This window comes from Brooklawnia propionicigenes, from assembly GCF_030297015.1.
Classification (GTDB): Bacteria; Actinomycetota; Actinomycetes; order Propionibacteriales; family Propionibacteriaceae; genus Brooklawnia; species Brooklawnia propionicigenes.
The window spans coordinates 766,049-786,986 of the sequence record NZ_AP028056.1 but is presented as its reverse complement, the minus strand read 5'-3'; the positions used below and the strand labels follow the sequence as shown (position 1 = coordinate 786,986).

17 protein-coding genes and 1 rRNA gene are annotated in these 20,938 nt (G+C 65.1%); 11 read left to right on the top strand and 7 right to left on the bottom strand.

Translation table 11 applies throughout. The features are described from left to right. Positions 1-4: 4 nt before the first annotated feature. Positions 5-1,300, top strand: a complete 1,296-nt coding sequence (gene phoH2, locus QUE25_RS03595; protein ID WP_286267648.1) for an RNA 5'-3' helicase PhoH2 — start codon at positions 5-7, stop codon at positions 1,298-1,300. Positions 1,301-1,352: 52 nt separating this feature from the next. Here phoH2 and QUE25_RS03590 read toward each other — a convergent pair whose 3' ends face one another. The 5 genes from QUE25_RS03590 to QUE25_RS03570 all read right to left on the bottom strand — a co-directional run bounded on the left by QUE25_RS03590 (position 1,353) and on the right by QUE25_RS03570 (position 6,191). Beyond that, positions 1,353-1,559, bottom strand: a complete 207-nt coding sequence (locus tag QUE25_RS03590) for an exodeoxyribonuclease VII small subunit (protein WP_286267646.1) — start codon at positions 1,557-1,559, stop codon at positions 1,353-1,355. Then, positions 1,556-2,791, bottom strand: coding sequence for an exodeoxyribonuclease VII large subunit (gene xseA, locus QUE25_RS03585; RefSeq protein ID WP_286267644.1), 1,236 nt, complete (start codon positions 2,789-2,791; stop codon positions 1,556-1,558). The genes QUE25_RS03590 and xseA overlap by 4 nt, the downstream gene beginning before the upstream one ends. Next, positions 2,791-3,768, bottom strand: coding sequence for a 4-hydroxy-3-methylbut-2-enyl diphosphate reductase (locus tag QUE25_RS03580; RefSeq protein ID WP_286267642.1), 978 nt, complete (start codon positions 3,766-3,768; stop codon positions 2,791-2,793). The genes xseA and QUE25_RS03580 overlap by 1 nt, the downstream gene beginning before the upstream one ends. Before the next feature lie 112 nt (positions 3,769-3,880). Continuing rightward, on the bottom strand, positions 3,881-5,326 hold the full coding sequence (locus QUE25_RS03575) for a DNA recombination protein RmuC (protein ID WP_286267640.1): 1,446 nt from the start codon (positions 5,324-5,326) through the stop codon (positions 3,881-3,883). 100 nt (positions 5,327-5,426) lie between these two features. After that, entirely contained in the window at positions 5,427-6,191 is a 765-nt protein-coding gene (locus tag QUE25_RS03570) for a GntR family transcriptional regulator (protein ID WP_286267637.1), read from the bottom strand. Positions 6,192-6,428: 237 nt separating this feature from the next. Here QUE25_RS03570 and QUE25_RS03565 point away from each other — a divergent pair, with 237 nt between their 5' ends. After that, positions 6,429-7,715: a M18 family aminopeptidase gene (locus tag QUE25_RS03565; RefSeq protein ID WP_286267635.1), complete on the top strand. Its 1,287-nt coding sequence runs from the start codon at positions 6,429-6,431 to the stop codon at positions 7,713-7,715. A 9-nt stretch (positions 7,716-7,724) separates the two neighbouring features. On the opposite strand, the gene QUE25_RS03560 is transcribed toward QUE25_RS03565, so the two are convergent. Continuing rightward, on the bottom strand, positions 7,725-8,237 hold the full coding sequence (locus QUE25_RS03560) for a DUF4190 domain-containing protein (protein ID WP_286267633.1): 513 nt from the start codon (positions 8,235-8,237) through the stop codon (positions 7,725-7,727). 124 nt (positions 8,238-8,361) lie between these two features. On the opposite strand from QUE25_RS03560, the gene ychF reads away from it, so the two are divergent. From ychF to QUE25_RS03535, 5 genes are all read left to right on the top strand, one after another. Next, positions 8,362-9,435, top strand: a complete 1,074-nt coding sequence (gene ychF, locus QUE25_RS03555; RefSeq protein ID WP_286267631.1) for a redox-regulated ATPase YchF — start codon at positions 8,362-8,364, stop codon at positions 9,433-9,435. A gap of 94 nt (positions 9,436-9,529) precedes the next feature. Continuing rightward, a complete protein-coding gene (locus tag QUE25_RS03550; protein ID WP_286267630.1) occupies positions 9,530-10,075 on the top strand; it encodes a hypothetical protein in 546 nt (181 codons plus the stop codon). Between the two features lie 95 nt (positions 10,076-10,170). Beyond that, complete coding sequence (locus QUE25_RS03545) at positions 10,171-12,393, top strand: ABC transporter ATP-binding protein (RefSeq protein ID WP_286267628.1); 2,223 nt, start codon at positions 10,171-10,173, stop codon at positions 12,391-12,393. Between the two features lie 24 nt (positions 12,394-12,417). Further along, positions 12,418-13,683 (top strand): MFS transporter, encoded by a 1,266-nt coding sequence (locus QUE25_RS03540; protein WP_286267626.1) that lies wholly within the window; start codon positions 12,418-12,420, stop codon positions 13,681-13,683. Continuing rightward, positions 13,658-13,993, top strand: a complete 336-nt coding sequence (locus tag QUE25_RS03535; RefSeq protein ID WP_286267625.1) for an ArsR/SmtB family transcription factor — start codon at positions 13,658-13,660, stop codon at positions 13,991-13,993. Before QUE25_RS03540 ends, QUE25_RS03535 begins: the two co-directional genes overlap by 26 nt. A gap of 91 nt (positions 13,994-14,084) precedes the next feature. On the opposite strand, the gene QUE25_RS03530 is transcribed toward QUE25_RS03535, so the two are convergent. Continuing rightward, positions 14,085-15,137, bottom strand: coding sequence for an ATP-dependent DNA ligase (locus QUE25_RS03530; protein WP_286267623.1), 1,053 nt, complete (start codon positions 15,135-15,137; stop codon positions 14,085-14,087). A gap of 116 nt (positions 15,138-15,253) precedes the next feature. Here QUE25_RS03530 and QUE25_RS03525 point away from each other — a divergent pair, with 116 nt between their 5' ends. The 4 genes from QUE25_RS03525 to QUE25_RS03510 all read left to right on the top strand — a co-directional run bounded on the left by QUE25_RS03525 (position 15,254) and on the right by QUE25_RS03510 (position 20,775). Then, on the top strand, positions 15,254-16,906 hold the full coding sequence (locus QUE25_RS03525; RefSeq protein ID WP_286267621.1) for a CTP synthase: 1,653 nt from the start codon (positions 15,254-15,256) through the stop codon (positions 16,904-16,906). Positions 16,907-16,917: 11 nt separating this feature from the next. Then, the gene (locus QUE25_RS03520; protein WP_286267619.1) at positions 16,918-17,580 is read left to right on the top strand and encodes an NUDIX domain-containing protein; all 663 of its coding nucleotides are present in this window, start codon (positions 16,918-16,920) and stop codon (positions 17,578-17,580) included. A gap of 22 nt (positions 17,581-17,602) precedes the next feature. Beyond that, positions 17,603-18,529 (top strand): site-specific tyrosine recombinase XerD, encoded by a 927-nt coding sequence (xerD, locus tag QUE25_RS03515; protein ID WP_425332754.1) that lies wholly within the window; start codon positions 17,603-17,605, stop codon positions 18,527-18,529. A gap of 728 nt (positions 18,530-19,257) precedes the next feature. Beyond that, positions 19,258-20,775: ribosomal RNA gene (locus tag QUE25_RS03510) — 16S ribosomal RNA — on the top strand. Positions 20,776-20,938: the final 163 nt, after the last annotated feature.

The window sequence follows — 20,938 nt, the reverse complement described above, 5'->3', positions numbered from 1 at the left end:
AGGTATGGAGCGAGTTGCTACCAAGACCTATGTCGTTGATACCTCGGTGCTGCTCAGTGATCCGCACGCTGTGCTGCGTTTCGCAGAGCATGATGTCGTGCTACCGATCGTGGTGATCACCGAGCTTGAGGCCAAGCGTCATCATCCCGAACTCGGCTACTTCGCCCGCAGCGCTCTTCGCCTGCTGGACGATCTGCGCCAGAGCGAGGGCCGTCTCGATGAGCCGATTCGGGTCAACGCCGAGGGCGGACGCCTGAACATCGAGCTCAACCACACCAATCCCGAGCTGTTGCCGGCGGGATTCAGGCTGGGTGATAACGACTCGCGGATCCTCGCCGTCGCGCAGAACTATTCCGCTGAGGGACACGACGTCGTCGTGGTCAGCAAGGACCTGCCGATGCGGGTCAAGGCGGCGGCGATGGGCCTGAAGGCGGAGGAGTACCGCAACGAGCAGGTCGCCGATTCCGGCTGGACCGGGATGACCACCATCGAGGTGGCCTCCGATGTCATCGACAAGATCTACGGGGTGGGCTCGGTCGAACTGCCCGACGCCGATGAGATCATCGTGAACTCCGGTGTGGTGCTGCGTTCACCCACCAGCAAGGCCCTGGGACGCAAGCTGCCCGATGGCCGCATCAAGGCGGTGCGCACCGATCTGGAGGCGTTCGGGGTGCGCGGACGCAGCGCCGAGCAGCGGGTGGCGCTGGATCTGCTGCTCGATTCGACTGTCGGCATCGTCAGCCTGGGCGGGCGCGCCGGGACGGGCAAGTCGGCGATGGCCCTGTGCGCGGGACTCGAACTCGTGATGGAGCGCCGTGAGTTCTCCAAGGTGATGGTCTTCCGGCCGCTGTACGCTGTCGGCGGCCAAGAACTGGGCTACCTACCGGGCAACCAGGACGAGAAGATGAACCCCTGGGGTCAGGCTGTTCATGACACGCTCAGCTCGGTGACCAGCAAGTACGTCATTGAGGAGCTGGAACAGCGCGAGATGCTCGAAGTGTTGCCGCTCACCCACATCCGCGGGCGCTCGCTGCACGATGCTTTCGTGATCGTGGACGAGGCCCAGTCGCTGGAGCGCAACGTTCTGCTGACCGTGCTGAGCCGTATCGGACAGAACTCGCGGGTCGTGCTCACCCATGACGTTGCCCAGCGCGACAACCTGCGGGTCGGACGCCACGACGGTGTCGCCGCGGTGGTGGAGCGGCTCAAAGGCAACCCGCTGTTCGCGCATGTCACGCTCACCCGCTCGGAGCGCTCGCAGATCGCCGCGCTGGTCACCGAGATGCTCGAAGGGTTCTGAGCCGCGGGTTCGCTCCGGCGGCCGTTGTGCAGCGGCCCTCCGGTGGGCCCGATCAGCCGGGCTGCTGGCCGCGGGCGGCGTCGATCTTGGCCTTCGCGCCGTCCAGCCAGGCCTGACAGATCTTGGCGAGCTGCTCGCCGCGTTCCCACAGCTGCATCGACTCGGCCAGCGGCACACCGCCGGATTCCAGCTTGGCGACGACCTCGGCGAGCTGCTGGCGGGCCTGCTCGTAGGTCAGTTCGGCGTCGGGGGTGCTCATTGGTCTTCCTCCTGGTAATCCACTTCGACGACAAGCTGGCCGTCGGACAGGTAGAGCAGCAGCTGATCGCCTGGATCGGCGTCGTTGACCGAGGTCACCGAGCCGCCTTCGGCGTCGGCGACGACCGCGTAGCCCCGCTCCAAGGTGGCTTTCGGTGACATCGCCCGCACGCTGCTCAGGGCGTGTGCGAGTCCGATGCGCTCGTCTGCGAGGCGTTGGTCGATGGCCCGCTCCAGACGGTTCCGACAACCGTCCAGCCATTCTTGGTGGACGCCGAAGCCGCCCGCGGGATCACGCAGTACTGGACGAGAGCGCTGCTGGTTCAGCCATTCCTGCTCACCCCGGACTTTGCTGATGATCGCCTGCCGCAGCCGATTGAGCTGGGTGGCGATCTGCTCGGCTTGTTCGCGGGCGTCCGGCACGGCCATCTTCGCGGCTTCGGTGGGGGTGGATGCGCGACGGTCAGCGACCAGATCGAGGATCGGGCTGTCCGGCTCGTGCCCGATCGCGCTGATCACCGGCGTCTTGGCGGCGCCGACCGCCCGCACCAGGCCCTCGTCGCTGAACGGCAGCAGATCTTCCAGCGATCCGCCCCCACGAGCGATGATGATCACCTGGATCTGGGGGTCGGCGTCCAGTTCGGCCAGACCGGTCATGACATCGACTGCCGCGTCCGGGCCCTGCACCAGAGCATGCCGGACGCGCACCTGGGCGCCCGGCCAGCGGCGCTGCAGATTGCTCAGCACATCGCGTTCGGCCGCGCTGCCGGCGCCGGTGATCAGCCCGATGCAGCCGGGCAGGAATGGCAGCTTCTTCTTACGGACCGAGTCGAACAACCCCTCGGCCTGCAGTTTGCGCTTCAGCTGCTCCAGCTGGACGAGAAGCCGGCCCTCGCCGGCGATCCGTAGCTCGGCGCACTCGAACGAGAGGCTGGTGTTCTTCGTCCAGACTCTCGGAGTCAGACAGGCCAGCACCGTCATGCCCTCGGTGAGCGGGCCGGCGGCATCCAGCACCTGGGTGCTGCAGGTGATCGTCGCCGAATTCTCGCTGCGAGAGTCGCGCAACGTCAGGAACTGGGTGGGCGCCTGTCGGCGGCGCAACTCGATGACCTGCCCGCTGACCCAGATCCAGCCGCAGCGCTCAACCCAGCCGCGGACCTTCTCGATGACCGCGCCCAGCGGCTGGGGAGTGTCAGGCGTATTACTTGCGGTGCTGGGCGAGGTGATCGCCATCAGCGCCGCCGGCGAGTGTCGTGTTTGCGCAGTTGCGGCGGCAGCGCGAAACTCAGCGACTCGTCCACCAGGCGCTCCTCGACCGCGGGTGGGAAACCGAGCTCCACCAGCCGGTCGAGCACCCCGTCCACCAGACGCTCAGGCACCGACGCCCCCGAGGTCACGCCGATCTCATTCACCGACTCCAGCCAGGCTGGGTCGATCTCGGACGCGTCGTCGACCCGGAAGGCGGCGCGCGCACCGGCCTCCAACGCGACCTCGACCAGCCGGACCGAGTTCGAGGAATTGCGGGAACCGACCACGATCACCAGATCGGAGTGGGCGGCGATCTGCTTGACCGCGTCCTGCCGGTTCTGGGTGGCGTAACAGATGTCGTCGGATGGCGGATCGACCAGCTGCGGGAACCTGTCGCGCAGTTTGCCGACCGTCTGGGCGGTCTCATCGACGCTCAGGGTGGTTTGGGTCAGCCAGGCCACCGGCTGATCCGCCGGCAGGTCGAGCTTGTCGACGTCGTCTGGATGCTGAATGAGGACGATCGAGTCGGGTGCCTCGCCGGTGGTGCCCTCGACCTCCTCGTGGCCGTCGTGACCGATCAGCAGGATCGGCAGTCCCTGCCCGGCGAACCGCTTGGCCTCGTTGTGCACCTTGGTCACCAGCGGGCAGGTCGCATCAATGGAGCGCAGCCCGCGTGCGTCGGCCTCCTCCCGCACCGCGGGGGAGATGCCATGGGCCGAGAAGATCACCAGGGCGCCGGCCGGGACCTCATCGAGTTCGTCGACGAAGATGGCTCCCTTGGCCTCGAGTCCTTCGACCACATGCCTGTTGTGAACGATCTGTTTGCGCACGTAGACCGGCGACCCGAACTTCTGCAGAGCGCGCTCAACCGTGATCACCGCCCGGTCAACACCTGCGCAGTAGCCACGCGGCGCGGCTACCGCAACGCGCTTGGTGGAAGTCTGGGGACCTTGGTCAGTCATATCGATAAGCCTAGGGAGGTTGTTCAAAGACGGTACCGGTGTTCCAGGCCGAGCACCGCTGTCCGGGCAGCACAACAGGGGTGAGGCGGAAGTGCCGGGCCTCGACGATATCTCAGCTGCCGAGTTCATCGAGGCGGGTCCCTCGTGAAGAGCCTGCCTGCTGATCGGTCTCTACCAGTTCGGCGACCGTTGGCTCGCTCCTGGCCAGCAACTCTTCGGCAGTGCCGTCGATCCCGTCCGCCGGATCGGTCTGCACCAACCGGATCCTCGACGGGGCAGGCAGCGTCCGGGCCTCGGCCTCGGCCACCAGTTCGGGCGCCGACAGCGGGCGAGCGGATTGCTCGATGCCCTGGGGTGATTGCAGCTCCTTTTCGGTGACCTGCAGGTCGCGGAAGCGCCGGGCACTCACCAGCACCCGGGTCTCCATCGAGCCGACCGCCGAGTTGTAGTGGGTGACCGACTGCTGCAAGGAGCGGCCGAGCTTGGCGAATGCGCCTCCCATGGTCACCAGCCGATCGTAGAGTTCACGGCCCAGCGCGAAGACTTCTGCCGCCGAATCGGCCAGCGCGGCCTGCTTCCAGCCGTATGCGACGGCGCGCAGCAGGCCGATCAGCGTGGTCGGAGTCGCGACGATGATGTTGCGGCCCGCCGCATACTCGTGCAGGTCGGGACGCTGAGCCAGCGCCTCGGCGCCCAATGCCTCACTCGGAATGAACAGCACGACGAACTCGGGGGTGCCGGTATCGGACTTCCAGTACTGCTTGGCCGACAACTGGTCGACATGGCTTTTGACGTTCTCGCCGAACTGTTTGAGCCTGGCCTGCCGATCGCCGTCGGAGGTAGCCTCCTGCGCGTCCAGGAATGCGCTCAGCGGCACCTTGGAATCGACGTAGACGAACTTGCCGCCGCCCAGCATCACCTTCATGTCCGGCCTGATGCGGGTATCGGCCGAGGTTACCCCGCTTGCCTGCTCGTAGAAGTCGCAGTGATCCAGCATGCCGGCGATCTCCACCACCCGGTGCAACTGCAGTTCACCCCACGCTCCGCGCACCTGTGGCTTGCGCAGCGCCGTCGACAGCGCGTTGGTTTCGCGGCGCAGCGACTCGCCGGTGGCCATCACCTGACGCACCTGCTCACCCAACTCGGCAGCCTGGGCATGACGCTGGTTCTCGACATGGGTCAGCTGGCTGTTGAGCGCCGCAAGGCTGTCCTTGACCGGCGTCATCAACGCCTCGGTGTGTTTGAGCCGCTGCTCGGCGGCCGCGTCGGCCCGGCGCGCTTGCTCCTGCAACGTCTGGTCGGCGAGCACCTTGAACTGGTTGACCAATACCTCGCGGTCGGCGGTCAGCTCTTCCAGCCGCTGGATGGCCGCGTCCCGTTGAGTCTGCGCGACGGCGACCGCGCTGTCCATCTGCGCTTGCGCCTGCGCGACGGCGGCGTCCCTGTCCGCGCGCAGTTGGGCGAGCACGGCCGCATTGCGCGAGCGGGTCACGACCACCCCGACAGCGACGCCCATCAGCAGTGCCACGATCAGCGCAAGGACAGTGTTCAGCTCCATGGCGCCTACCCTGCCAGGCGGCACTGACAAAACGGTGAACCGCACCACGCGCGGCGCGGCGAGGCCGGAGATCGGCCCCGCGCGAGACGGACTCGGTGGGTCAGACGAACAACTGCAGACGGTACGAGTACAGCGACGACACGTAGACGTGGTCGCCGAATTCGATGACCCGCCCGGTGTGGTCATACGTGGTGCGTTGCATCGTGACCAGTGCTGAACCGGTGTCGACGTTGAGCAGATCCGCATCGCTGCGCCCGGTCAACCGTGCGCCGATCGACTGCTCCGCCGAGTATGGGTTCACGCCGCGCTTGCGCATGCAGGCGTACAGGCCCTGCTCATTGAGCTCGCTGAACGAGGGCGCGACATCGAACGGGATGAGATTGTTCATCAGCGCCAGTGGCGCATCATCGATGAAACGAAGCCGGCGAATCTGCACGATCTCGCTTCCGACGGCCGTGTTCAGATGCGCGGCCTGGCTCTCCTTGGCCAGCAGCACCTCATAACTGAGCACTTCACTTCGGATCTCGTAGCCCGATTCCTTGAGATCGTCGTAGAGGGAGGTGAGCCCGAGCGGACGATGCACATGGCGCGGGGCGACGCGGGTGCCCACCCGGCGCCGGCGTATCACCAGACCGCGGTTGACCAGCTCTTCCAACGCCCTGCGGGCCGTGGGGCGGGAGACCCGCAGCCGATTGGCCATGGCGACCTCATCTTCGATGAGCTGACCGGGCACCAGCCATCCGGAGCCGATCAGTTCGCTGAGCGGCTGGCAGATCTGCTGGTACAGCGGGATGGCAGAGTCCCGGTCGATGGAGATCGCGGGAACAAACGGTTCGTTCAGTGACTCCGGTCGAGGCTGTGTCACGGTCTCTCGATTCATGCATCTAGGAAGAAGCGCCAGAATCCACGGTTGGCGCCTGCTTGCTCCGACGTGCGCAGCACCCGGCACAGCGGCTGCCGGGTGGGGGGTGCCACAACGCCATTCACGGCGAGTCTAGCCCGTCAAGCCCTGCGCGGGAGTCAGTGGGCAGCTCGGCCGGTGCTTGGCCGCCACGACGTGGCGACGGCATCGGGCTGGTGACCGGTGGTCTAGCCTGATCGCATGCCGGCCGCACCCGATGCCCACGCGAGTTCATTCATCGACTTCATCGAGGAGTCGCCGACGTCCTATCACGCCGTCGCAAGCATGGTCGCTCGCCTCGAGGCCGGTGGATTCACCTCAGTGGACGAGACCGTGGCCTGGCACGGCATCCCCGGCAGTGGTTTCGTCCGGCGGGACGGCGCGCTCATCGCCTGGCGTCAGCCCGCCGCATGGACGACCGGAACAGCCCTGCGCATCGTGGCCTCCCACACCGATTCGCCCGCGCTCAAGCTCAAGCCACACGGCGCCCTGACCAAGTCGGGGTTTCGGCTGGCCGAGACCGAGATCTACGGCGGGCCGATCGTCCCCAGTTGGTTCGACCGCGATCTCGCGCTGGCGGGACGCCTCATCGACACCTCCGGTGTGGCCCATCTGGTGCGTACCCCGGCCTTCGCGCGGGTGGCGACTCTGGCCGTCCACCTCGACCGGACGCTACGCACCGACCTCAGCGTGGACGCCCAGCGCGACCTGAACGCCATCGTCTGTCTCGACCAGACCGGGGAACCTGCGCGGGATGCTCGGCTGGCCGAACTGCTGGCCGAGTGCGCCGGGCTGAACCTCGATCAGATAGCAGCCCAGGAACTCTTCTTCGTGCCGGCCGAACCCCCGGCCCAGATCGGGTTGGACGGCGAACTCATCGCGTCCTACCGCCTCGACAACCTCGCCTCGGTCTACCCAGGCCTGGCGGGCCTGCTGGAGGCCGGCGAGAGCCAACATGTCCAGATCCTCGCCGCCTTCGACCATGAGGAGATCGGTTCGGGCAGCCCCAGCGGCGCGTCCGGGCCCTTCCTGGCACAGATTCTGCGCCGGCTCAGTCTGGCGCAGGGATACAGCGAGGACGATCATCTGGCCTGGCTAGCGCGCGGCTTCGCGCTGTCGGCCGACGTGGCCCACGGGCTGCACCCGAACCGGGCCGATCGACACGATCCGGTCGTCCAGCCGGTGCTGGGCGGCGGCCCGGTTCTCAAGTGGAGCGCCCCGATGCGCTACGCCAGCGACGCTGTCTCGACAGCCGCCTGGACGCGCGCCTGTGCCGCCGCCGGCATCGACTACCAGGTCTTCGTGAACAACAGCAATGTGCCAGGTGGAACCAGCCTCGGTCCGCTGCTCGCCACCCGGCTCGGGGTGCGCACCGTAGACGCCGGGGTGGCGGTAGTAAGCATGCACTCGGCGCGCGAGCTGTGCAGCGCGGCCGATATCGGACGATTCGCCGAGCTGTCCGCGAGCTTTCTTCAGCTCGACCAGTAGGGCCGGGCGTTAGGCCGCGGCCACCACGATCACGAGGAGAACCGCGACCATCAGCAAATAGAGCGCAAGCAGCGCAGTGCCGATCGCGCCGAGCACCAAGCCCGCGGTGAGGTTGTCTGCCCCGGAGTAGGCCTCCGGATGCTCGCGTACGTCCTTGCGTCCGCGGATCGCCATCGCCAAGGCGATCGGGCTCAAGATGGGGAAGAAGAAGCCGATCACCCCGAGCACGATCGCGGGAACCCCGTTCGGGTGGTTGGGGCGGGCGTAGAAGCCGGAAGGTGAATAGGGCACCAGCGGAGGCTGCGTCGAGCCGTCGAACGGCTGCGACCACTGATCCTGGGGCGAATTGGTCGCCCGCGGCGCCGCATACGGGTCGGAAGGCGCGGGGGAGGGGGATTGTTGCCCGAAGTATCCGTAGCCGCCGTAGCTGGAGCCGCTGTCTGCATGCTGGTCGGCGTCGCGACTCCAAAAAGCAGCATTCGGGTCAGCGTCGTGACTGGGCCAACTGCCGTCGCCGCTCATCTTGTTGCCTCCTTGGCCTGTTCGTCCGGACCGCGTGGGGCCGCTTGCCCTTCGTCCATCCTGTCACGCCCGCGGTACCGGACGATGCCACCCCGCTCGCTCATCCTGAGTAGGCTGGTGCGACGTGGCACTTACCATTGGAATCGTCGGGCTGCCCAATGCGGGCAAATCCACCCTGTTCAACGCGTTGACCCGCAACACCGTTCTCGCCGCGAACTACCCCTTCGCGACCATCGAACCCAACGTCGGCGTCGTGGGAGTTCCCGATGATCGGCTGGCGGTGCTCGGCAAGATGTACAACTCCGAGCGACTGGTGCCGGCCACGGTGAGTTTCGTCGATATCGCCGGCATCGTGAAGGGTGCTTCACAAGGTGAAGGTATGGGCAATGCCTTCCTCGCCAACATTCGCGAGGCAGATGCCATCTGCCAGGTGACCAGGGTCTTCACCGATGAAGATGTCACCCATGTGGACGGCCGCATCGACCCGGCCTCCGATATCGACACGATCCGCACCGAACTGATCCTCGCCGACCTGCAGACCCTCGAGAAGGCGCTGCCCCGGTTGGAGAAAGAGGCCAAGATCAAGAAGGAATCGCGTCCGAAGTACGAGGCGTGGGCCGCGGCCCAGGAGTCGCTGAACGCCGGGGTGGGTGTCTTCCAGGCCGGGCTGGATCCCGAACCGCTGCGCGATCTGTTCTTGTTGACCGCCAAGCCCTACATCTACGTCTTCAATCTCGATCAGGACCAACTTGCGGACGAGGCGCTGCGCGCGAGGCTCGCCGAGATCGTGGCTCCCGCCGAGGCGGTCTTCCTCGATGCGAAGTTCGAATCCGAACTGGTGGAGATGGACGAGGACGAGGCCCGGGAGTTCCTGACCGACGCTGGGGTCAGCGAGCCGGGGCTGGATCAGTTGGCCCGTGTCGGCTACCAGACCCTGGGCCTGCAAAGCTTCCTGACCGCCGGACCCAAGGAGTCCCGGGCCTGGACGATCAAGCAGGGTGCCACCGCGCCCGAAGCGGCCGGCGTCATCCACACCGACTTCCAGAAGGGCTTCATCAAAGCCCAGATCATGGACTACAACGATCTGGTTTCACTCGGCAGCGAGGCCGCGGTCAAGGCCGCCGGCAAGATGCGGCTGGAGGGCAAGGACTACGTCATGGAACCCAACGACATCGTGGAGTTCCGCTTCAACGTCTGAAACCGGCGATTCAACGCCTTGGATGAGTTAGTCACCCCTGGGCTCGGGTTCAATGGGTAGCTAGAGCAGCCTCCGGCGACACAGGAGCAGACCCATGTTCACCGAGTTCGCACGCGACCACGCCTTCACCATCGCCTGGTTCGGTCTGATGACGATGGTCTGGTTCGGTTGGGGGCAGGAGGACCCACCGCAGCGTTGGCGCTGGCGCCTCGGCGTCGGGTCGGCCCTGGGAGTGGTACTGGCCGGGCTGTTCGGTTACGGAGTCTTCACACGCTGGGACGAAGGGTCCGCATTGGAGGGCCGGTACGGGCTGTTCGGCATCCTGGTCCTGCTCGAAGTCGCCGTTGCCGGCGCCGGCTGCCTCGTGCTGTGGCGCAGGCAGCAGAGCCGCTGGATGGCCTGGTGGGTCGCAGCGATTGTCGCCGTCCACTTCATCGGGCTCGCTTTCCTGCTCAATGACTGGTCGCTGGCCGCATTGGGTGGCGTGCAACTCGTCGCCCTCGTCGCAGTGAGGCCCCGCCTGAAATCCGGCGATTGGCCCACCAGCCGCCTGGTCGGACCTGTGATGGGCACTTCACTGCTGGTGTTCGCGCTGCTGTCCGCGGCGATCTTCCTAGCCGGCGTCGGCTTGCCCTGGTGAGGAATGCCGACATATCCCACTGAGCCCGATCGCCCGACCAGGTGTTCAGCTTCAACGAGCGCCCTGTCGCTCGCCGGCGGCTTATCATCTGGCCCATGAGCATGCCAGGAATGGGTCGCGGCGGGGGTATGCGCGGCATTGACGAGGACGCCCAACGCGCACTCAACGCACAAGCCCCACAGATCGAGAACCTGGGTGGACGTGTGCTCAAGCTCTTCGCCCCGTACAAGGCGAAGATCGTCGCGACCTGTTTGATCGTGGTCGTCTCTGCCGCGCTGGGCGTGATCCCGCCGCTGCTGGTCAAGCGGATCTTCGATCAGGCGCTGTTCCCGGTCGACGGCGACGCGTCGATGTCGCTGCTGATCCGGCTGGTGGTGGGCATGGTCGGGCTGTATCTGCTGTCGGCCGCGCTGAACGTGGTCCAGACCTGGCTGACCTCGACGGTCGGCAACTCGGTCACCGGCGACCTGCGGGTGCGACTGTTCGAGCATCTGCAGGCCATGGAGCTGGCCTTCTTCACCCGCACCAAGACCGGAGTCATCCAGTCCCGTCTGCAAAACGACGTGGGCGGAGTGTCCGGAGTGCTCACCTCGACGCTCACCTCGATCCTCGGCAACGCAGTCACCGTGATCGCCTCGTTGGTCGCGATGATTCTCATCGACTGGCGCCTGACCATCGTTTCGGTGATCGTGATGCCGATCCTGGTCCTCGTCCAGCGTCGGGTGGGCATGGTCCGCGCCCGGATCGCCGGGCAGACCCAGGAGTCGTTGTCGGAGCTCACCTCCATCACGCAGGAGACGTTGTCGGTCTCCGGAATCCTGCTGGCCAAGTCGTTCAACCGGCAGCGGGCGGAGTCGGAGCGCTACCGCGCGGAGAACACCAACCAGGTACGCCTCCAGGTCAGGCGTGCCATGAGCGGGCAGGGTTTCTTCGCGGTCGTGCAGGTGCTCATGTCGTCGGTCCCGGCGGTCATCTACGTGGTCGCGGGCTGGCTCATCGTCGGCGGCGATGCCGGCATCACCGCCGGTGCCATCGTGGCGTTCACCAATGTTCAGGCTCGTCTGCTGAACCCGCTGGTCGGGCTCATGCGGGTGGCGTTGGACCTGCAGACCTCCAGGGCGCTGTTCGCCCGCATCTTCGAATACCTCGATCTGGTGCCGGCGGTCAGCGACATCCCCGACCCGCTCGATGTCTCCCAGGCGCCCGGTCCGCGGGGCCGCATCGAGTTCGACGATGTGACCTTCCGCTACCCGGACGCGGCGCCGGACACCCGCCCGACCCTGGACCACGTCAGCTTCACCGTCGAGCCCGGACAACATGTCGCCCTGGTGGGGCCGTCCGGCTCGGGCAAGTCCACCATCTTGTATCTGGCGCCGCGGCTGTACCAGGCTTCGTCGGGTGTCGTCCGCTTCGCAGGTGCCGACATACGCACGCTCAGCGCGGCCTCGATCATCGACGACGTCGGCATCGTGGCCCAGGAGACCTACCTGTTCCACGCGACCATCGCCGAGAACCTGCGGTACGCCAAGCCGGATGCGACCGACGAGGAACTCGTCGAGGTCTGCACCGCCGCGAACATCCGTCACATCATCGCCGGCTTCGAGGACGGTTACAACACCGTGGTGGGTGAGCGCGGCTACCGGCTGTCCGGTGGTGAGAAACAGCGCATCGCGATCGCCCGGGTGCTGCTCAAGGATCCGCCCGTGCTGCTGCTGGACGAGGCCACCTCCGCCCTGGACACCGTCTCCGAACGCGTCGTCCAGGAGGCCATCGACGAGGTGGCGCACGGACGCACCACCATCACGGTGGCCCACCGGCTCTCGACGATCGTGGACTCCGACCTCATCTATGTGATCGACGCCGGGCGGATCGTGGAACGCGGTACCCACGCCGAGTTGATGGCCGCCGGCGGCTTGTACGCCGAACTCGCCGCCCAGCAGGTCTCCGCCGCCCGGATCGAGGGAGTCATCTCCGCCGACAAGGCCCCCTTACCGGAGCGCCGCGCGGACGAGTGCCCGCAGGCCGACCCCGATGATCTGCAGGAGGCGGCGTTCGACTCCGCCGCGGTGGTGCTTGCGGCCGCCGCACCCTGGCACGGTCCGGCTCCCGCAGGCGCGAGCATCGAATGGCCGCCCGTGGTGCAGCAAGTGCCCGCCTGGCAGGTCTACTCCCGGGTTCCGCGACTGCGGGAGGCCTCCGATCGCCGTCATGGCCGCAAGAGCGGAACCTGGTACGAATACCGTCCCTGGTACTGCGACAAGCGGCTGCCACGGTCGGGCCAAGCCCGGAAGTCCCGACTTTGCGTAGTTGCGCAATAACGCAAGTTATTCGATAATGGCGCCATGCTGCGCGTCCTGCGGAATCAGATCTATCGGCGCCTGTTCACCGCGCAGATCGTGGCGTTGCTCGGTACGGGACTCGCCACGGTCGCGCTGGGCCTGCTCGCCTACGACGTCGCGGGCGGACATGCGAGTCTCGTGCTCGGCGGCATCTTCACGGTCAAGATGATCGCCTACGTGTTCGTCGCTCCGTTGACGAGCGCTGCGCTGGTCCGGCTGCCGCGCCGCACCGTGATGGTGGCCTCGGACCTACTGCGTCTGGTCGTGGCCCTGTGCTTGCCGTTCGCGGATCAGGTCGGGCAGATCTTCGTGCTGGTCTTCGTGCTGCAGGCAGCATCGGCAACCTTCACCCCGACCTTCCAAGCGGTGATCCCGCTGGTCTTGCCCGATGAGGACGATTACACCCAGGCGCTCTCGCTGTCCCGGCTCGCCTACGATCTCGAATCCATCGTCTCGCCGATGCTGGCGGCACTGCTGCTGCTCGTCGTCCATTCGAACGCGCTGTTCTTCGGTACCGCCCTGGGGTTCGCGGCTTCGGCGATGCTCGTCTTGTCGACGGCGCTGCCCGCGTCGCCCGGCCTGACCAGCGCGGACGATGGACCGCAGCTGCCCTTCGGTATCCGGGCCCGAGCAGGCATCATGCATTTCGTCCACCGGCCCGGCCTGCGCCCCATCCTGGCGCTCAACTTCGTCGCTGCTGCCGCCATGTCACTCGTGCTCGTTCAGACGGTGGTGATCGTACGGTCGCAGCTGGGGCTGGACGAGTCGATGGTGGCCGTCTTCCTGGCCATCAACGGCGCGGGTTCCATGACGGCTGCGCTGGCGATCCCTCGAGTGCTGCGCACGGTTGACGAACGGACGATCATGCTGCCTGCCGCCGGCATCCTGGCAGCGCTCACTGCCCTGGCCGGAGTCGTCCTGCTGATCTCGGCAGGACCGACCCAGTTCGGCATGCTGGCCGTCCTGTGGTTCGTCATGGGGCTGGCCTGGTCAGCCGTGGAGACTCCGATCGGACGCATCATCCGCCGCGAGACCCCATCCGACCAACTCTCGGCGGTCTTCGCGGCACAGTTCTCTCTCTCGCATGCCTGCTGGCTGATCAGCTACCCACTCGCGGGAGCGCTCGGGCTGGCAGGCCTGCCCACCGCCGCGTTCGTCCTGGCGGGTCTTGCGGCGGCAGCTGCAGTATTGGCTAGCCTGCTGTGGAGAGCCGAACCACAGCTGCGGACGTTGGAGGTCATGCGTGCAGACACCGCCGAAGGACCCTGAACTCGATCATGCCGCGGCAATCCTGCGCCTGCTCGGTGATCGCACCCGACTGGCGATACTCGCGATGATCGCAGCCGAGGAAATGTCGGTGACCGCCATCGCCGAGAGCCTCGGCCGCCCGGTTCCGGCGGTCTCGCAGCATCTGGCCAAGCTGCGTAGCGCCGGCCTGGTCAAGGTCCGCAAAGACGGCGCGACAAGTTACTACACCCAGCCGGACGAGCATCTGGCCCAGCTGGTCACCAGCGCCCTGCAGCTCAGCGAACATGCGCTCTACGCCGTTCCGCCGCACCATCGTCCCAAGAGCAGCTAGCTTTCCCTGGCCACCGCAGGCCGGGGCGGGACCGGGCACCTGGAGTGCCGCGTGAGCCGGACCACCCACCCCCGCAGGCCGGCAACGCCGGTCAGTCGGTGAGCACCCGCGCGAGATCGTACGAGGGTGCCCGCTCCACCTGATCGAGTAGGCAGCTGCTGGCATCACGGTCGGGACGGAAACGCAACAGGCTCACCGCGTGCCGGAATCGAGCACTCTGAAGCTGGTCGAAGGCCACCTCGACGACCAGTTCGGGGCGCAGCGCCACCGACTGAACGGCGTCTGCCTTCGAAAAACGGGACCGCGGTCTATCGAGCGTCACCGGTTCACCCTCGGCGTCGCGCAGCACCAAGGGATCCAGTTCATCGATGAGCTGGTCGCGCACCACGTCCGAAAAGGCCCCGATACCGCCCACCGGAATCAACGTTCCCGACTCGTCGTACAGGCCCAGCAGCAATGATCCGACTCCATGCCCCCTCTTGTGGATGCGATACCCGATGACCACGGCCTCGGCGGTGCGGGAATGCTTGGTCTTCTTCCAGCCGCGCTTGCCCGGCAGGTAGAGCGAGTCCCGTGGTTTCGACACCACGCCATCCAGCCCGGCGCCCTCGAAGCGTTCGAATGCCCGCTGGGCCTCGGCGAGGTCCAGCATCACCGCGCTCAGGTGGGCCCCACGATGCCGGTCGGCAGCCGACGCGAAAACCGCTTCCAGCCGGTCGCGCCGCTCGTCCCAGATCAGCCCGGTCAGATCGGCGCCGTCAAGGGCCAAGACATCGAAGCAGACCAACTCGGCCGGCGTCTGCTCACTCAGCAGCGCAATCCGGGAGGCGGCCGGATGAATCCGGGCGCTCAGGGCATCCCAGTCCAGATGCTGCGCGCCCGGCTGACCCGCGCGCACGATCAACTCGGCGTCCAGAATCGCGCCATCGGGCAGCCAGCTCGACAGCGCGGAGACGACCTCCGGGAAATACGGGGTCAGCGGCTTCTTGCCGCGCCCGTCCAGGGCGATCCGGTCCCCATCCCGGCTGATGATGCAGCGGAAGCCGTCCCACTTGGGCTCGTGCGCGAATCCGGGACCATCCGGAATCCGGTCGACCGCGCTGGCGAGCATCGGATCGATGGGCAGATCGAGTGGCAGGCTCATACCTCCATTCCAGCACGGCCGCCAGCGGATTCAGATGCCTGAAGGGCACGCAGCGCGCCGAAGACGTAACACGCCCGACATGAATTGTCGGCTGTGTCACTGTAGGCTGAAGGCCCGTGGGTAGCGCTAAACAGACCAAGCACGTATTCGTTACTGGGGGCGTTGCCTCCTCACTGGGAAAGGGCCTGACGGCGTCCAGTCTCGGCAGTCTGCTGGTGGCCCGCGGACTGCGGGTGACCATGCAGAAGCTCGACCCCTATCTCAACGTCGATCCCGGAACGATGAATCCGTTCCAGCACGGCGAGGTGTTCGTTACCGATGACGGCGCCGAAACCGATCTCGACATCGGCCACTACGAACGCTTCCTCGATCGCAATCTGAGCGCCGAGGCCAACGTCACGACCGGTCAGGTCTATTCGACCGTGATCCAGGCCGAACGCCGCGGTGACTACCTCGGAGAATGCGTTCAGGTGATCCCGCACATCACCAACGCCATCAAGGAGCGCATGCTCGGTGTGGCACGTCCCGATGACGACATCGTCATTCACGAGATGGGCGGCACTGTAGGCGACATCGAATCGCAGCCCTTCTTGGAGGCCGCGCGCCAGGTGCGTCACGACATCGGACGCGACAACGTCTTCTTCCTGCATGTTTCGCTGGTGCCCTTCATCGGCCCGAGCGGCGAGCTGAAGACCAAGCCGACTCAGCATTCGGTGGCTGCGCTGCGCAGCTCCGGCATCGTCCCGGACGCGATCGTCTGCCGGTCGGGACTGCCGATCCCCGATTCCATCAAGCGCAAGATTGCGATGTTCTGCGACGTCGATACCGAGGCCGTGATCAGCTGCCCCGATGCGTCCAGCATTTACGAGATCCCCAAGGTCTTGCATGCGCAGGGCCTGGACGCCTACCTGGTACGCCGACTGGCGCTGCGTTTCCGCGACGTGAACTGGACCAAATGGGATGACCTGCTCGATCGCATCCGCCACCCCAAGCACGAGATCGTCATCGCCCTGGTCGGCAAGTACATCGATCTTCCGGACGCCTACCTGAGCGTCGTCGAGGCGATCCGGGCCGGCGGTTTCGCCAACTGGGCCAAGGTGGACATCCGCTGGGTGCCCAGCGACGAATGCGAGACCCCCGAGGGTGCCGCAGCCAAGCTGGGTGACGTGGACGGCATCGTGGTGCCCGGTGGATTCGGGATCCGCGGCGTCGAGGGCAAACTTGGCGCGATCCGCTACGCCCGCGAGCACAAGATCCCGATCCTGGGGCTCTGCCTGGGTCTGCAGTGCATGGTGATCGAGTTCGCTCGCGATGTGGCAGGTATCGAGGACGCGGCCTCCAGCGAGTTCGATCCGGACACCTCGGCCCCGGTGATCGCCACGATGGCCGAGCAGCAGGCGATCGTTTCGGGTGACGGCGACATGGGCGGATCGATGCGGCTGGGCGCTTACCCGGCCGACCTGGTCAAGGGCACGCTGGTGCAGCAACTCTACGGACGCATCAAGGTCTCCGAGCGGCACCGTCATCGCTATGAGGTCAACAATGCCTACCGCAAGCAGTTGGAGGAGGCCGGTCTGGTCTTCTCCGGGCTGTCGCCCGACCGCAACCTGGTGGAGTTCATCGAACTGCCCACCGAGACCCACCCGTTCTTCGTCGCCACCCAGGCTCATCCCGAGTTCAAGTCGCGTCCGATAACGTCCCACCCGTTGTTCAAGGGTTTGATCGCGGCCGCGGTCGAGTACCACGGCCAGCACAACGCGAGCCATTAGGAGGACGCACCGTGGACGATCTTGCTGGGGTGGTTGACCGGCCCGAGGATTGGCCTGTGCTCGATCGCCAGGTCAAGGCGACCGGACGGGTCCAGGATTTCGTGGAGGACCGCGTCCTCACCCCGAGCGGTGAACAGATCGTCCGGCAGTGGGTGGAACACCCCGGGGCGGTCGCCGTGATGGCCATGGACGACCAGGGCCGGCTCGCGGTCGTCCATCAGTATCGCCACCCGGTGGGCTATCGCCTGGTAGAGCCGCCCGCCGGCATCCTCGACCATGCCGGTGAATCCGGCGTCTCGGCGGCTCGCCGGGAATTGGCGGAAGAGGCCCGGCTGGCCGCGTCGGATTGGCGGACCCTGGTGGATATCTTCACCTCGCCCGGCGGGTTGCAGGAGTCGATCCGGATCTTTCTGGCACGCGACCTGAGCCCGACCGAGCGTCCGGATGGCTTTGTCGTCGACGGTGAAGAAGCCGATATGTGCCTGTACTGGCTGCCGCTGGAGCATCTGGTCGAGCTCATCTACCGAGGTGAGGTCCAGAGCCCCACGATGGTGGCCGGCACCTTGGCGCTGGCCTTGGCTGTCGAGCAGGGACGCCTCGACCAGCTGCGGCCGGCCGATGCCGACTGGCCTGCCCGCAGGGCGAAGGAGCAACGCGATCGCGAGTTCAACTGACGGGTGCCCCTCGTCCTCCCGGCTGCAGCGCGTGGTGAAGGGCTATCTCGATCATCTGGTGGTCGAAAGAGGACTCGCACGCAATACGGTCGCCGCATATCGGCGCGATCTGGCCCGCTACACGGGCTGGTTGACGCAGCAAGGCATCGACGACATCGCTGATGTTCATTCTTCCGATATCGAGGCCTATCAGATGAGCCTGGCTTCGGGGGACGCCGAGCATCCCGCGCTGGCGACGTCGAGCATCGCGCGGATGATCGTCGCAGTACGGGCCTTGCATGCGTTCGCGGCCGCCGAGTCGCTGACCCCCGACAGCCCCGCCGCCGACGTGAGCCCGCCCAGCATCGGCAAGCGGCTGCCCAAGGCACTGTCGATCGGTGAGGTGCAGCGATTGCTGGACGCGGTCGATCGCACGACACCAGTCGGGCTGCGTGACGCCGCCCTGCTCGAACTGCTCTACGGAACCGGAGCGCGCATCAGTGAGGCCACCGATCTCGATGTGGACGACGTGACTCGCCTGCTGGACGATCCCGAGCTCGGGTTGCGGCTGATCGGCAAGGGCAACAAGGAGCGGATCGTGCCACTCGGTAGCTATGCGCGCCGCGCGCTGGAGGCCTGGCTGGTGCGCGGACGCCCCGCCATGATCGCCAAGGCCGGACGCACGAGTCCCGCACTATTCGTCAATACCCGCGGGAGCCGGCTATCGCGGCAGAGCGCTTGGGGGATCATCCGCAGCTGCGCCCAACACGCCGGGATCACGACCGAGGTGTCGCCGCACAGTCTGCGGCACAGCTTCGCGACCCACCTGCTCGATGGTGGCGCCGATGTGCGGGTTGTTCAGGAACTGCTCGGGCACGCCTCAGTGACCACCACTCAGATCTACACCGAGGTGACGGTCGAGCATCTGCGCGAGGTCTACCGATCGGCGCATCCCCGAGCCCGGGCCTGACAAGGAGATCTCCTGGTCTCAGGGCTTCCACAGCCCCCCGATTTGCATGCCTTGCGATTGGTGTGTAATGTTGGCGAAGCCTTCTGAGGGGGGCGGTTACCGAGAAAGGTCGGGCTTTCGGGTTCTGACTAGGGCGTTTAGTCCTTTTCTGGGTGGCTGTCGTGTTGATGAGGGTCGGTCAATTCAATAGCTTGTGTCGCTGAGGCGAGGCTTGACGTTTCCTTTCGTGGGTGCGTCTGGTTGGGGCTCGGGGATGCGTGGGAGTCGGACTTCTGGTTTGACTCTTACCGATAAGGGGGCTATAGTTGGTCGGGTCGCTTCGGGAGGGTTTTGGTTCTTCTGGGGTGGTTGATAAGTGAAGATGGCCTTGATGGGGATTGTTGGGGGCGGCTCTTTTTGGGGGTTGTTTTTGGTGGTCTTTTGATGGGTTGGTGGATGGTGCTGGGCCTGGTTTGCTGGGTTTTGACTTGGTGGTTTTGGTCTGGTATTGTTTGCTGAGTTGCCTCGCTGGGGTCCTGTGGGATTTTGGTGGTGGTGCCCGAAACTTGAGAACTCAACAGCGTGCTTTATAGTCAATGCATTTTTTATGTGCAGGCATCATGTTTTGTGGTGTCTGTTTTCCCGTGCCTGGCTGGGCCTTTTGGTTTGGTTGGGTTGGGATTCCTTTGATGAGATCCGTGATGGATTTTTGTCAGTGTTTGGATTCTCTGGGGGAACATTTTGTGTTTTCATTGGAGAGTTTGATCCTGGCTCAGGACGAACGCTGGCGGCGTGCTTAACACATGCAAGTCGAACGGTAAGGCCCTTCGGGGTACACGAGTGGCGAACGGGTGAGTAACGCGTGAGTAACCTGCCCTTCACTCTGGGATAACAGTTGGAAACGGCTGCTAATACCGGATATTCAGCTCCTGTCGCATGGTGGGGGTTGGAAAGTTTTGGTGGTGGAGGATGGGCTCGCGTCCTATCAGCTTGTTGGTGGGGTGATGGCCTACCAAGGCGTCGACGGGTAGCCGGCCTGAGAGGGCGACCGGCCACATTGGGACTGAGATACGGCCCAAACTCCTACGGGAGGCAGCAGTGGGGAATATTGCACAATGGGCGGAAGCCTGATGCAGCAACGCCGCGTGCGGGATGACGGCCTTCGGGTTGTAAACCGCTTTTAGCAGGGACGAAGCGTGAGTGACGGTACCTGCAGAAGAAGCACCGGCTAACTACGTGCCAGCAGCCGCGGTGATACGTAGGGTGCGAGCGTTGTCCGGATTTATTGGGCGTAAAGAGCTTGTAGGCGGTTGGTTGCGTCGAAAGTGCAAACTCAGGGCTTAACTCTGAGCCTGCTTTCGATACGGGCTGACTGGAGGAAGGTAGGGGAGAATGGAATTCCCGGTGGAGCGGTGGAATGCGCAGATATCGGGAGGAACACCAGTGGCGAAGGCGGTTCTCTGGACCTTTCCTGACGCTGAGAAGCGAAAGCGTGGGGAGCAAACAGGCTTAGATACCCTGGTAGTCCACGCTGTAAACGGTGGGTACTAGGTGTGGGGGACATTCCACGTTCTCTGTGCCGTAGCTAACGCATTAAGTACCCCGCCTGGGGAGTACGGCCGCAAGGCTAAAACTCAAAGGAATTGACGGGGCCCCGCACAAGCGGCGGAGCATGCGGATTAATTCGATGCAACGCGAAGAACCTTACCTGGGTTTGACATATATCGGAAACGTTCAGAGATGGGCGCCCCGTAAGGTCGGTATACAGGTGGTGCATGGCTGTCGTCAGCTCGTGTCGTGAGATGTTGGGTTAAGTCCCGCAACGAGCGCAACCCTCGTCCAATGTTGCCAGCGGGTTATGCCGGGGACTCATTGGAGACCGCCGGGGTCAACTCGGAGGAAGGTGGGGATGACGTCAAGTCATCATGCCCCTTATGTCCAGGGCTTCACGCATGCTACAATGGCCGGTACAAAGAGTTGCGAGCCTGTGAGGGTGAGCGAATCTCAAAAAGCCGGTCTCAGTTCGGATTGGGGTCTGCAACTCGACCCCATGAAGTCGGAGTCGCTAGTAATCGCAGATCAGCAACGCTGCGGTGAATACGTTCCCGGGGCTTGTACACACCGCCCGTCAAGTCATGAAAGTCGGTAACACCCGAAGCCGGTGGCCTAACCCGTTTGGGGGGGAGCTGTCGAAGGTGGGACTGGTAATTAGGACTAAGTCGTAACAAGGTAGCCGTACCGGAAGGTGCGGCTGGATCACCTCCTTTCTAAGGAGCCTTTTGGCTGGCCGGCTGTGCTGGTTGGTTCATTGTTTCATCACTGTCAGCGTGTTGTTGGTGGTGGTGTGGGCTGTTAGTTGTGGAAGCTTGACTAGTAAAGTTGTCGTGGTCTGCTGATGGTTAGTACTGCCCTTGTGGGGTGTGGAACGTG